Origin of the sequence: Achromobacter denitrificans NBRC 15125 (assembly GCF_001571365.1) — a bacterium.
Taxonomy (GTDB): domain Bacteria; phylum Pseudomonadota; class Gammaproteobacteria; order Burkholderiales; family Burkholderiaceae_B; genus Achromobacter; species Achromobacter denitrificans.
The window spans coordinates 160767-173874 of record NZ_BCTQ01000005.1; the positions used below are offsets into that span (position 1 = coordinate 160767).

A 13108-nucleotide genomic window follows, 5' to 3' on the forward strand; every position below is an offset into this window, starting at 1 on the left:
GCTTCAGCCTGGACCCAGCGCGTCCAGGTCCACCGGCAAGGCGCGGTTCAGGGCGGCGGCCACCTTGACGCGCAAGGCGTTGGAATGCGCGCGGCGCACTTCGCGCTTCACGTCCAGCAACTGCTGCGGGTGCATGGAGAACTCGGTGAGGCCCAGGCCCAGCAGCAATCGCGTCATGCGCGAATCGCCCGCCATTTCCCCGCACACGGCTACCGGCTTGCCGGCCCGCTCGCCCGCGTTGATGGTGTGCGCGACCAGGCGCAGCACCGCCGGATGCAGCGGGTCGTACAGGGACGCCACGTCGTGGTCGCCGCGGTCGATCGCCAGCGTGTACTGGATCAGGTCGTTGGTGCCGATGGAGAGGAAGTCCAGCGCCTGGGCGAAAGGCTCGATCGCGATGGCGATGGCCGGCACTTCGACCATGGCGCCCACTTCCATGTGCGGCGCATAGGCCTGGCCGCGGGCGTCGAGTTCGCGGCGCGCGGACTCGATGGCCGCCTTGGTCGCCACGACCTCGTGCATGTGCGCGATCATGGGAATCAGCAGGCGCACCGGTCCGTGGGCGGAAGCCCGCAGGATGGCGCGCAGCTGGGTCGCGAACATTTCCGGGCGCGCCAGGCAATAGCGGATGGCGCGCTGCCCCAGCGCGGGATTGGTGGCCACGGTGGCCTCGCCGTCCAGCGTCTTGTCCGAGCCGATGTCCAGGGTGCGGATCGTGACGGGACGGCCCGCCATCACCTTGACGACGGAGGAATAGGCTTCGTACTGCTCTTCCTCGCCCGGCAGGTCCGGCCGCCCCATGAACAGGAATTCGCTGCGGAACAACCCGATCCCGTGGGCGCCGGAGGCCAGCGCCAGGGCGGCCTCTTCCGGCAGCTCGATATTGGCATGCAGCACGATGTCGATGCCGTCCAGGGTAACCGACGGCTCGTCGCGCAGCAGGCTGAGTTCGGCGCGCTCGTCCGCGTAGGCGGACTGGCGGCGGCGGTATTCCTGCAGGATGCGGTCGGACGGGTTGACGATCACCGCGCCGGCCCCGCCGTCGATGATCAGCATGTCCCCGTCGCGCACCAGCTCGCGCACGTTGCCCATGGCCACGACGGCGGGCACGCCCATGCTGCGCGCCACGATCGCGGTATGCGAGGTGGGGCCGCCCAGGTCGGTCACGAAGGCCGCGAAACGGCCGCCGCGCAGCCGCAGCATGTCGGCGGGCGAGATGTCGTGAGCCACGACCACCAGCGCGTCGTCGCCCCCCATGTGGGACATGTCCGGCAGGATCGCCGAGGAGCCCGCCAGCACGTGCAGCACCCGTTCGATGACCTGGCGCACGTCGGCCCCGCGCTCGCGCAGGTACTCGTCCTCCATGGCGTCGAACTGCTGCCCCAGGATCTGGCCCTGCGTGGTCAGCGCCCATTCGGCGTTGTAGTGCCGATCGGCAATGAGGGCCAGCGTTTGCTCGGCCAGCAGCGGATCGCCCAGCAACAGGCTGTGGACGTTCAGCATCGCGCCCAGCTCGCGCGGCGCGTCGGCCGGCAAGGTATCGGCCAGCTGCAGCAGTTCCTGCTGGGCCGAGGCCAGGGCCTCGGTCAGGCGGCTGCTTTCGGCCGGCACGTCCTCGGGCGAAATGCGGTAGTGCGCGACCTCCAGGGCCGCGGCGCCCATGACGACGGCGCGCCCGATGGCATATCCCTTGGCGACGCCTTTGCCGTAAAGACACACGACGGGGCTGGCACCGCCAGCCCCGTCGTGTGTGTCCATGAGGGTCGTAGACGAACCGGCCTGGGGAGCGCTCAGGCCGGCGGATTCAGAAGTCGTTCTATTCCTGCTCACCGAATTTGCTGTCGAACAGAGTTTCAATTTCGGAAAGGGCTTGCTCGGCATCGTTGCCCGAAGCCTCCAGCCTGACCGTCACGCCCAGCCCGGCTGCCAGCATCATGACGCCCATGATGCTCTTGGCGTTCACGCGCTGCGCGCCGCGCGAGATGAAGATCTCGCTGGAGAACTTGCTGGCCAGTTGCGTCAGCTTGGCGGCCGCCCGGGCGTGCAGGCCCAGTTTATTGCTGATGACGATGTCTGTATTAGGCATAGGAAATATTATGACCGCGGCTGGGCGCCCCGGTATGGTTTGCAGCAAAACGTCGAACCGCTCACCGGCTTGAAAAATATCAGCCGACATAATAGGGCAATTTTCCGCCCGTCAGTCTACACGCAAGACGCCCTGCACTCCGCCGGCCAAGGCCTTTTCGCGCGTTTCGGCCAAGGGCAGGCCGCGATAGGTCAAGGCGCGCAGCAACATCGGGGTATTCAGCCCCGCCAGCACGCAGCACTGGATACCCTGCGCCTGGGCGTCGGCGACGGCCCGTTTGGCGATGTTCGCGGGCGTGGCGCCGATCAGGTCGGTCAGCACCAGCACCCCGCCCCCGTGCTCCTGTTCCAGGATGTCCTTCAGGACGTCGGGGGCCAGGTCGTCAGGCCGGTCCGCGGGCTGGATATCGTGGATGGCCAGCATGCCGTCGAGGTTGCCCATGACGTGGCTGGCGCATTCCCGCATCGCCGCGCCCAAAGGCGCGTGCACGACGATGACGATACCCGTGGTCATGACGAAGTCCTGGGGTTCAGGCCGCGGCCTTGCCCGCCACGGCTTTTTCGAGCGCCGTGACGAACATGCCCGCGACGTCGAAGCCGGTCTGTTCGGCGATCTCGACGAAACAGGTGGGGCTCGTGACGTTGACTTCGGTGACGTAGTCGCCGATGACGTCCAGCCCGACCAGCAGCAGGCCGCGCGCGGCCAGCCTGGGCGCGACGGCCTTGGCGATTTCGCGGTCGCGCGGCGACAGCGCCTGCGCGACGCCGCGCCCGCCGGCCGCGAGGTTGCCGCGGGTTTCGCCCGCCAGCGGAATGCGGGCCAGCGAATACGGCACCGGCTCGCCGCCGATCAGCAGGATGCGCTTGTCTCCCTTGACGATGTCGGGGATGTAGCGCTGCGCCATGATGGTGCGCGCGCCGTTGTCGGTGAGCGTCTCCAGGATGGCGTTCAGGTTCGGATCCTTGGGCTGGAGCCGGAACACGCCGGTGCCGCCCATGCCGTCCAGCGGCTTCACGATGACGTCGTGATGCGCTTCGTGGAAGGCCCGCAGGCGAGCCATGTTGCGGGTCACCAGCGTGGGCGCGGTGAACTCGCTGATTTCCGTGATGGCCAGTTTTTCCGGATGGTTGCGGATCGCCGCGCCGCCGTTGAACACGCGGGCGCCTTGCGCCTCGGCATATTCGAGCAGGTGCGTGGAATAGACGTATTCCATGTCGAACGGCGGATCCTTGCGCATCACGACCGCGCCGAAATCCGCCAGCGGCAGATCCTGGGCGGCGGACTCGCGCCACCAGTCGTGGCCGTGCAGATCGGCGTCCGCGACCAGTTCGATGGGCGTGGCCACGGCCTTGACCGTGCCGCCCTCGATATAGAGATCGCCCTGCATGGCCACGCTGAGCGTATGGCCGCGCGCCACGAGGGCACGCATCATGGCGACAGAGCTGTCCTTGTACGCTTTCAAGAGCGGCAAGGGATCCAAAACGAACAAAACGTGCATCGCGACACCCTGAACGGACGTCGCCTTCCCTCGCGGGAAGGCGACCTTATGACATCGTAGCGCAGAGCCGCCCAATAAGCGAACCCGCCGGTCCACAGAGCGGACGGCGGGTGGAAGAGCGACCGGACCTCCCCGAAGGGAGGCTCAGGCTGGAGCTCAGGCCGCCGATTCGGGCTTGCCCGCGGGCGGGGCCTTCTTCTTGGGCGCCAGCACCATGACCATCTGACGGCCTTCGAGCTTCGGCATGGCTTCGACCTGGGCCAGTTCCAGCAGATCGTCGCGCACACGTTCAAGCACCCGCATGCCAAGTTCCTGGTGGGCCATTTCGCGGCCACGGAACCGCAACGTCACCTTGGCCTTGTCGCCTTCTTCGAGGAAGCGGCGCAGGTTGCGCAGCTTGACTTGGTAGTCACCCTCGTCGGTGGCAGGACGGAATTTGACTTCCTTGACCTGGATGACCTTTTGCTTGGAACGAGCTTCGGCTTGGCGCTTCTGCTCTTGGTACTTGAATTTGCCGTAGTCCATCAAACGGCAGACCGGCGGCTCGGCGTTCGGCGCGATTTCCACCAGATCCACGTCGCTTTGCTCGGAAAGACGGAACGCGTCGGCAATCTTGACGATGCCCAGTTGTTCTCCGTCCAGACCTATCAGGCGCACCTCGGGGACGCGGATTTCACCGTTGATGCGATTGGCTTTTTCAGTGGCGATGTTGAAAGCTCCTAGAAATGTTAAGCAGCGCTGCTATCGGGATGATTGACGTCGCGACGGGTGGAAACATCCTCGGCCAATCGCGCGACGAATTCGTCGATGGCGATGGCGCCGAGGTCCAGACCACCCAGTCCGCGTACGGCGACGGTGCCGTTTTGCTTTTCCTTGTCGCCGACGACAAGGATGTACGGAACCTTTTGCAGGCTGTGCTCCCGAATTTTACGAGTGATTTTTTCACCGCGCAAATCGGACTCTACTCTAAAGCCTTGTTTTTTCAGGCTTTGCGTGATTTCCGCCGCATAATCGGCGGAAGGTTCGGAAATGCAGCATACGACGGCCTGCACCGGAGCCAGCCAGGGAGGCATCGCGCCGGCGTGGTTTTCGATCAGCATGCCGATAAATCGCTCCAGCGAACCGAGGATAGCGCGGTGCAGCATGACCGGCGGGCGGCGCTGGTCGTTCTGGTCCACGTACTCGGCGCCCAGGCGCACGGGCATGGAAAAGTCGACCTGGATCGTACCGCACTGCCAGTGGCGGCCGATGGCGTCCTTCAGCGTGTATTCCACCTTCGGGCCGTAGAACGCGCCCTCTCCCGGCGAAATCTCGAACTCGCAGCCGGTGCGCCGCAGGCTTTCCATCAGCGCCTGCTCGGCCGTATCCCAGACTTCGTCCGAGCCGATACGCTTTTCAGGACGCGTGGCGACCTTGTACAGCACTTCGGTGAAGCCGAAGTCGCGGTAGACCTTCTGCAGCAAGGCGGTGAAGTCGGCGCATTCGTCCTGGAGCTGTTCCTCGGTACAGAAAATGTGGCCGTCGTCCTGCGTGAAGCCGCGCACGCGCATCATGCCGTGCAGCGAACCCGAGGGTTCGTTGCGGTGGCATTGGCCGAATTCGCCGTAGCGCAGGGGCAGTTCCCGGTAGGAATGCAGGCCGGCGTTGAAAATCTGCACGTGGCCCGGACAGTTCATCGGTTTCAGGCCGTAGACGCGGTTCTCGGATTCCGTCGTGAACATGTTTTCACGGTAGTTGTCCCAGTGGCCGGTCTTTTTCCAGAGCGAGATGTCGAGAATCTGCGGTGCCTTGACTTCCTGGTAGCCGTTGTCGCGGTAGACGGAGCGCATGTACTGCTCCACCTGCTGCCACAGCGTCCAGCCCTTGGGGTGCCAGAAAATCAGGCCGGGGGCCTCGTCCTGGAAGTGGAACAGATCGAGTTCGCGGCCGATCTTGCGGTGGTCGCGGCGCTCGGCCTCTTCCAGCATGTGCAGATAGGCTTCCTGCTCTTCCTTCGTGGCCCAGGCGGTGCCATAGATGCGCTGGAGCATCTCGTTCTTGCTGTCGCCGCGCCAGTAGGCGCCGGCCACCTTCATCAGCTTGAAGACCTTCAGCTTGCCCGTGGACGGCACGTGGGGGCCGCGGCAAAGGTCGATGAACTCGCCTTCGCGGTACAGGCTGAGCGTCTCGTTGGACGGGATCGAGGCGATGATCTCGGCCTTGTACTTTTCGCCGATGCCCTTGAAGAACTCGACGGCGTCGTCGCGCGACCATTCTTCGCGCGTGACGACCTCGTCCTTCTTGGCCAGCTCGGCCATCTTCTTCTCGATGGCCGCCAGGTCTTCGGGCGTGAACGGGCGCTTGTACGAGAAGTCGTAGTAGAAGCCGTTGTCGATCACGGGGCCGATGGTCACCTGGGCATCCGGGAACAGCTCCTTGACGGCGTAGGCCAGCAAGTGGGCCGTGGAGTGACGGATGAGGTCCAGGCCGTCTGCGTCCTTGGCGGTCACGATGGCCAGGCGCGCATCGCCTTCGATGCGGAAGCTGGTGTCGACCAGCCGGGACTCCGCGCCCTCGAACGTGACGCGCCCGCCCAGGGCGGCCTTGGCCAAGCCCGTGCCGATCGATTGCGCCACTTCGGCGACCGTTACCGGCCCCGGGAATTGGCGCTGCGAACCATCGGGCAATGTGATCTGTACCATCGGGAATATTTCCTGGGGGTTTCTAGGAACTGAAAATCGAAAAACGGAAACGAAAAACGCGGCCTGGAAGCCGCGTTCTTTTGATTGTCTTGCTGAGTTCTACCGCTGACCTGACACGGAGAAACCCGACGCACGAAAAAAACTAACGCGACATAGGGCGAAAGTTCCGGGTCGTAGTTCGTGCCAGCGGGAAAAACATGGTGTTTGGGGCCTGTCCGGGGCGCGCCTCACGCGGCGCGAATCAAGAATCAAAATGGCGATGAACGCTGCCTGCGCCGCGTTGCCGCGGCACGCAACAAAGTGCGCTTATCGTTGACGATTGTAGCACCATTTACCTCTGCTCCGTGGCGAAAGCGCGACACCCGGCCCGGCTAGCCCAGGCCGCGGCTACCCGCCAGCGTCGCCAGCGCATGGGCGACGCCGTCCCGCCAGGGCGGCGCGTGGATGCCGAACACGCGGGCGAGCAACCGGGTATCCAGGCGCGAGTTCAAGGGCCGGCGCGCCGCGGCCGGATACTGGCCCGAGGCGACCGGCAGGATCTCCTCGGGCCTCAGGTTGACCGGCAGGCCCGCCCGCCTGGCCTGCGCGGCGATGAAACAGGCGTATTCATGCCAGCTGGCCGCGCCCGCCGCCGCCAGATGATAGAGGCCGAAGGGAAAGCCGTCCCTGCCCTGCGCGAGATAACGCGCCAGGACCAGCGCCGTGGCGTCGGCGATGAAGGCCGCGCCCGTGGGCGCGCCGCGCTGGTCGTCCACGACGCGCAGCGCCTCGGCCTGGCGCAGCGCCATCAGCACGGTCTTCAGGAAATTGTCGCCGAACGCCCCGTAGACCCACGAAGTGCGGAACAGGAGGTGGGCGGGGTTCATGGCCCTCACCGCCCGCTCGCCGGCCAGCTTGCTGCGGCCGTAGGCATTCAGGGGGGCCGGCACGTCGCTTTCCACGTAGGAGCCGGCCTTGGCGCCGTCGAACACGTAATCGGACGAGTAATGCACGATCAGCGCGCCGCGGCTGGCGGCGAGCGCCGCCAGTTCGCCCGCGGCCTCGCCGTTGATCCGCATCGCGCGCACCGGGTCCTCCTCGGCGCGCTCGACGGCGGTAAAGGCGGCGGCATTGACGATGACGTCGGGCTTTTCCCGCCGAACCAGCCGCGCCAGCTGCAAAGGGTGGGTCAGGTCGCCCTCGCGCCGCCCCGCCGCCGCGACCTCGCCCAGGGGCGCCAGGCTGCGCCGCAGCTCGAAACCCAGCTGGCCGTCCTTGCCCAGCAGCAGAATCTTGGTGGTCATGTGCCCGCTCGCCTCGTCGGCCTTGGGTATAACAGTCTGATTTTGGCGCGTTTCCGCTGCGGATAGCCAGTCGAAAACGTAATCTGCCCACTCGAATCTAGGACTGATGGTGCACTGAGCGCGGGGATCGTCCCCGGCACACCGCCCAACCCGATCGTGGAAGCACAGATGAAACCTGTTTCAGCGCCCGACAATCTGGCGCTCCCCTCTTCGCCGAACGAGCCCGCCGGCGACCTTCCCGATGCGCGCCAGCACCTGCTGCTGTCGCGCACGCAACCCGTCGTCCACGTCGCCATCCTGGACGATCACCCCGTGATCACGGTGGGCGTCGGCGCCTACCTTGAGGCCCGGCCGGGCTTCCGCGTCCTGCACCGGGAAACCTCGTCGCGGGGGCTGCTGGAAAAGCTGTCCCGCCACCCCTGCGACGTCGCGCTGGTGGATTTCTACCTGCCGCAGGAACCCTGGGACGGCGTGAGCTATCTGCGGCGCCTGCGCCGCTACCACCCCAACATGGGGATCATCACGTTCTCGGCCGGCAACCGCCAGGAAACCCAGTACGCCGCGTTCCGGGCCGGCGCCAACGGCTACCTGGCCAAGCAATGGGGCATGGCCCTGTTGCCGGAAATGATCCGCGGCGTGCTCTCCGGCAAGCACCGTTTCCTCTCGGTGCGCGACGGCAGGATCCACGCCCAGGAGCCCTCCGCCCCGCATGAAGCGCTCACGGCTTCGGAAGTGGAGATCCTGCGCCATATCAGCCAGGGCCTTTCCGTGACGCAGATCGCGGCGCGGCTCGTGCGCAGCAAGAAGACCATCAGCACGCACAAGCGCTGCGCCATGCGCAAGCTGCAGCTCTCCGACGACCTGTCGCTGGCCCTTTACCTGCGCGAGAAATTCGCGAATGAATGAGGGCGCGCCGGCGCGGCGCATCCCTAGATGATGCGGGAGTAGCTGGCGCCGCTGGCGGCCGATTGCAGGTAGCCATCGAAGGTCATGGCGACCGCCCGCACGAAGTACCAGCCCAGGCCGGTCACTTGCAGCTCTCCGGGCCGCAGGTCGACCAGGCCCAGTTCGGCCAGGTTGGCCATCTGCAGCAGTTCGCGGCCGAAGTAATCGCCGAAGCGCAGCTTGTGGCGCGCCTCGATGCGCGCGAAATCCACGCGCCCCTGGCACATGACGTCCATGATGACTTCGCGCCGCGCCAGGTCGTCCGCGCTCAGCGCCAGCCCGCGCTCCACGGCGAAGCGCCCCGATTCGATGGCCGCGTAATAGTCGTCCAGCCCCTTGGCGTTCTGGCTGTAGGTATCGCCGATGCGGCCGATGGCCGATATGCCCAGCGCGACCAGGTCGCGATCGGGCTGCGTGCTGTATCCCTGGAAGTTGCGATGCAGCTCGCCGCGCCGCTTGGCGATCGCCAGCGTATCGGTATCCAGGGCGAAATGGTCCATCCCGATATAGGTGTAGCCCTGCTTCAGGAAGCCTTCGATGGCGGCGCCCAGCAGGCCGACCCGGGTGGCGCGGTCCGGCAGGTCCGCCTCGTTGATGCGGCGTTGCGGCTTGAAGCGCGTGGGCAGGTGGGCGTAGGCGTACAGCGCGATGCGGTCGGGCCGCAGCTCGATGACCTGCGCGATGGTGCGGGCAAACGACTCCGTGGTTTGCAGGGGCAGCCCGTAGATCAGGTCCACGTTGACCGAGGCGTAGTCCAGCTCGCGGGCGCTGCGCACCAGCGCCTGCACGTCCTCGAAGGACTGCACGCGATGCACCGCCACCTGCACGCGGGCGTCGAAATCCTGGACGCCGAAGCTCAGGCGGTTGAAGCCCAGCTGGCGCAGATAGGCCAGCCGTTCGGGCGTCGCGGTGCGCGGATCCACTTCGATGGACAGCTCCGCGTCCGGCTGGAAGCGGAAGGCGCGGCGCAGGTCCGCCATCAGCCGGGCCAGTTCCGCGTCGGACAGGAAAGTGGGCGTTCCGCCGCCGAAATGCAGTTGCGACACCGGCACGCCGTCGCCCAGCTCCTGCACGTGCAGGTTGATCTCGGCGGCCAGCGCGTCCAGGTAGCGCGCCGCGCGGTCATGGTGACGGGTCACTACCTTGTTACAGGCGCAGTAGTAACAGACCGACTCGCAGAAGGGAATGTGCACGTAGAGCGACAGGGGCTCGTCCGGGCTCGTCGCGCGCCGCTGCCTCAAGGCCAATCGGTAGTCCAGTTCGCCGAACCCGGTATGGTAGCGATCCGCGGTGGGATACGAGGTATAGCGAGGCCCGTTCTTGTCCAGCCGGGCGAGCAACTGGGGCGGAAAAAAGGGCTTGGCGACCGCGGGCGCGTGGGGTTCTGACGGTAGAGGGCGTAGAGCGGCTTGCATACCGTGAATTATTCGCCTGTGCCGGCCGCCCCCACTTGATCTTGCGCAAACCTTGGCCCGTAAAATGAGGCCATTCAAGCCGCAAAACGAGGAAACCACCATGGGCACCGAACTGGATGGCCGCCTGCTGGCCATGCGCCAGGCCTTGGCGATCGCCATCGCCCTGTCCACCCGCAGCTCCCCGCAAGCCACCGGCATGGCGCTGGAGCTGCTCAACGACCTGAAGGCCAGCCTGGACGACACGCCCGGGGACAGTCCCTTCGAAACCCCGGAATGGGTAGCGGGCGCGCATGACGAACTGGACGGCATCGCCCGCCTGGTGCGCGCCTTCACCCAGACGCCCGAACCGGGCGCCGACGCGCAGTAGGCCCGCGTCGGGCGCGCCGGCCCCGGCGCGCCCGACACGCTTTTCTCCCTCCCCCTCCCCCGACATCACACCGGCCCTATCTGGCCTGACCACCGCTGCGTAAGAGGTGGAATCCCTGTGATCGTTTTCCCTTGAAATACGAAATTTCCCTTCTTATTCAATAAGGAGGTGCCTATATTGGTGGCCTGACCACTGGCATGCGTTCTCGCTCTTCCAATCGATGAACTCCTTCCAATCCGTTGCCGTCACCCGCCTTTATCGCGTGATCGCCGACCAGATCGCCGGCCGGATCCGGGCGGGCGAATTCCCTCGCGGCGGCCGCCTGCCTTCCGAGCGGGAACTGGCCGAGCAGCTCCAGGTCAGCCGCGCCTCCATCCGAGAGGCCCTGATCGCGCTGGAGATCGAAGGCTACGTCGAAGTGCGGGTGGGAACCGGGGTCTTCGTGATCCGCGACGGCGCCGGCTTCCCGGCGGCGTCCGGCGCCCCCGGGCAAGCGGCCCGGGAACACGACGACATCGGCCCCTTCGACCTGCTGGAAGCGCGCATGCTGATCGAGCCCGAATGCGCCGGCATGGCCGCGCAGCAGGCCTCCCCGGCCCAGATCGCGGCCATCCGCGACGCCCACGAAAGCATGTCGCTCACCGACTCCCCGGGCCGGCACGACCGCGAATTCCACAATGCCATCGCCGCCGCCTGCGGCAACGCCGCCGTCGCGGCCGCGGTGGCCCGGCTGTGGGAGCTGACGCAGGCCAGCTCCGTGTACAGCCGCATGCAGGATTATTTCGTCAATACCAAGGTCTGGGCGGCGGCGCATGCCGAACATCAGCGGATCCTGGTCGCCATCCAGGCGCGCGATCCCATCCGCGCGCGGCACGCCATGCACGCGCACCTGCTCGGCATCCTGGCGCGCCTGCGGGAAGACTTCGGCGACGACAGCACCCCGCGCAACGCCCACTCCCATCCATAAGGACACCGCCATGCCGCAGCGCATTCCCGATCGCGCCTCCCGCGCACCGCCGGTGTCGCCGCTTTGGTGCGCGGCGCGTTGAAGAGCACCCAGACGAAGCATTGTTGTAGCGGCTCCACCCGAAGTACCCCTGAAAACGCAGGTGGCATGAGGTTTGCTTGCTGGCGCATGGCATACGCCGCGCGACGGCAGACACCTGTCACACCCTTTTCCAGCCCGGAGGCTCGCAGTGAAATCGCAAAAATGGTTCTACCTGAAGCTCGGCGCCCTGGCCCTGGCGGCCGCGCTGCCCGCCACGCAGGCCCTGGCCCAGACCAAGGGCGGCACGCTGAACATGATCGTCCAGCCCGAGCCGCCCGTGATCGTGACCGCCATCAACCAGCAGGGGCCCACGCAATTTGTCGCGGGCAAGATCTATGAAAGCCTGCTGACCTACTCCACCGAACTCAAGCCGCAGCCCGGCCTCGCCAAGTCCTGGGAAGCGTCGCCCGACGGCCTGACCTACACCTTCCACCTGCAGGAGAACGTCAAGTGGCATGACGGCAAGCCCTTTTCCTCCGAAGACGTGGTGTTCTCGCTGGCGGACATGCTGCCCAAGACCCACGCCCGGGCGCGCGTGATCCTGAACAAGTTCGTCGATTCGGTGCAGGCGCCGGACGCGAAGACGGTGGTGGTCAAGCTGAAGACGCCCTTCCCCGCCTTCATGCTGATGTTCGAGCCGGGCTTCGCCCCCATCATGCCCAAGCACCTGTACGCGGGCACCGACTACATGACCAACCCGGCCAACCAGAAGCCGGTCGGCACGGGCCCGTTCATGTTCAAGGAATGGAAGCGCGGCGAATACATCAAGCTCACCCGCAACCCCGACTACTGGAAGCCGGGCAAGCCCTACCTGGACGAGCTGGTGTTCAACGTCATTCCCGACGCGGCCTCGCGCGCGGTGGCGTTCGAGCGCGGCAGCGTGGACGTGCTGCGCGGCGGCGACGTGGACAACGTCGACATCAAGCGCCTGCGCGCCCTGCCCAAGGTGGAATACACCACGGCCGGCTGGGAGATGTTCTCGCCCCAGGCCTACCTGATCTTCAACATGCGCAAGCCGCCCTTCGACAACCTGAAGGTGCGCCAGGCCGTCATGGCCGCGATCAACCGCAACATGGTGGTCAACAACATCTTCTTCGGCCTGGGCAAAGTGTCCACCAGCCCCTTCGTCACCACCGAGATGTTCTACGACAAGAACATGCCGGCCCTGCCCTTCGACATGAAGAAGGCGCGCGCGCTGATCAAGGAGTCCGGCATCAAACCCGAGGACTACACGATCCGCCAGCTGAGCTTCCCCTACGGATCGACCTGGGACCGGCTGGGCGAGTACACCAAGCAGGCCCTGGAGCAACTGGGCTTCAAGGTGAACGTGGAATCCACCGACGCGGGCGGCTGGGCCAGCCGCACCGGCAACTGGGACTTCGACATGACGACCACCTTCACCTACCAGTACGGCGACCCCGCGCTGGGCGTGCAGCGGCTCTACATCTCGTCGAACATCGTGAAGGGCTCGCCGTTCGCCAACGTGCAGGGCTACAGCAACCCCGAGACCGACAAGCTCTGGGAAGCCGCCGCCTCGGAAGTGGATGCCGCCAAGCGCCAGGAAATCTACACCCGGCTGCAGACCACGCTGGTCAATGACATCGCCAACGGCTTTCTCGTCGACATGGAGTTCCCCACCCTGTATCGCGCCAACGTGAAGAACCTCGTGAAGACCGCCATCGGCCTGAACGAGAGCTTCGACGACGTGTACATCGAGAAGTAAGCGCGACCTCGGGGAGCCGCCGCGGCCGATCGCGGCGGCTCCCCGGCAGCGCGACGGAAACG

General features: G+C 65.9%; 12 protein-coding genes. 4 read left to right on the forward strand and 8 right to left on the reverse strand.

The genetic code is table 11. The annotated features are described in order from the left end of the window. Window positions 1-3 precede the first annotated feature (3 nt). The 7 genes from ptsP to rfbD all read right to left on the reverse strand — a co-directional run bounded on the left by ptsP (window position 4) and on the right by rfbD (window position 7548). On the reverse strand, window positions 4-1758 hold the full coding sequence (gene ptsP, locus ADE01S_RS06540) for a phosphoenolpyruvate--protein phosphotransferase (RefSeq protein ID WP_062680706.1): 1755 nt from the start codon (window positions 1756-1758) through the stop codon (window positions 4-6). A 58-nt stretch (window positions 1759-1816) separates the two neighbouring features. After that, entirely contained in the window at window positions 1817-2086 is a 270-nt protein-coding gene (locus ADE01S_RS06545; RefSeq protein WP_043545224.1) for an HPr family phosphocarrier protein, read from the reverse strand. 111 nt (window positions 2087-2197) lie between these two features. After that, a complete protein-coding gene (locus ADE01S_RS06550) occupies window positions 2198-2599 on the reverse strand; it encodes a PTS sugar transporter subunit IIA (protein WP_062680708.1) in 402 nt (133 codons plus the stop codon). A gap of 16 nt (window positions 2600-2615) precedes the next feature. Then, window positions 2616-3584: a glutathione synthase gene (gene gshB, locus ADE01S_RS06555; protein ID WP_062680710.1), complete on the reverse strand. Its 969-nt coding sequence runs from the start codon at window positions 3582-3584 to the stop codon at window positions 2616-2618. A gap of 156 nt (window positions 3585-3740) precedes the next feature. Next, window positions 3741-4292, reverse strand: a complete 552-nt coding sequence (infC, locus tag ADE01S_RS06560; RefSeq protein ID WP_075873417.1) for a translation initiation factor IF-3 — start codon at window positions 4290-4292, stop codon at window positions 3741-3743. A gap of 20 nt (window positions 4293-4312) precedes the next feature. Beyond that, window positions 4313-6265: a threonine--tRNA ligase gene (thrS, locus tag ADE01S_RS06565; RefSeq protein WP_062680713.1), complete on the reverse strand. Its 1953-nt coding sequence runs from the start codon at window positions 6263-6265 to the stop codon at window positions 4313-4315. Window positions 6266-6636: 371 nt separating this feature from the next. Then, window positions 6637-7548, reverse strand: a complete 912-nt coding sequence (gene rfbD, locus ADE01S_RS06570) for a dTDP-4-dehydrorhamnose reductase (protein WP_062680715.1) — start codon at window positions 7546-7548, stop codon at window positions 6637-6639. 168 nt (window positions 7549-7716) lie between these two features. On the opposite strand from rfbD, the gene ADE01S_RS06575 reads away from it, so the two are divergent. Then, the gene (locus tag ADE01S_RS06575) at window positions 7717-8454 is read left to right on the forward strand and encodes a response regulator (protein ID WP_062680717.1); all 738 of its coding nucleotides are present in this window, start codon (window positions 7717-7719) and stop codon (window positions 8452-8454) included. Window positions 8455-8477: 23 nt separating this feature from the next. Here ADE01S_RS06575 and hemN read toward each other — a convergent pair whose 3' ends face one another. After that, complete coding sequence (hemN, locus tag ADE01S_RS06580; RefSeq protein ID WP_062680720.1) at window positions 8478-9908, reverse strand: oxygen-independent coproporphyrinogen III oxidase; 1431 nt, start codon at window positions 9906-9908, stop codon at window positions 8478-8480. A 100-nt stretch (window positions 9909-10008) separates the two neighbouring features. On the opposite strand from hemN, the gene ADE01S_RS06585 reads away from it, so the two are divergent. The 3 genes from ADE01S_RS06585 to ADE01S_RS06595 all read left to right on the forward strand — a co-directional run bounded on the left by ADE01S_RS06585 (window position 10009) and on the right by ADE01S_RS06595 (window position 13046). After that, window positions 10009-10275, forward strand: a complete 267-nt coding sequence (locus ADE01S_RS06585; RefSeq protein ID WP_062680721.1) for a hypothetical protein — start codon at window positions 10009-10011, stop codon at window positions 10273-10275. Window positions 10276-10495: 220 nt separating this feature from the next. After that, complete coding sequence (locus ADE01S_RS06590; RefSeq protein WP_062680723.1) at window positions 10496-11242, forward strand: FadR/GntR family transcriptional regulator; 747 nt, start codon at window positions 10496-10498, stop codon at window positions 11240-11242. 229 nt (window positions 11243-11471) lie between these two features. Beyond that, the gene (locus tag ADE01S_RS06595) at window positions 11472-13046 is read left to right on the forward strand and encodes an ABC transporter substrate-binding protein (RefSeq protein WP_062680725.1); all 1575 of its coding nucleotides are present in this window, start codon (window positions 11472-11474) and stop codon (window positions 13044-13046) included. The last annotated feature ends 62 nt before the right edge of the window (window positions 13047-13108 follow it).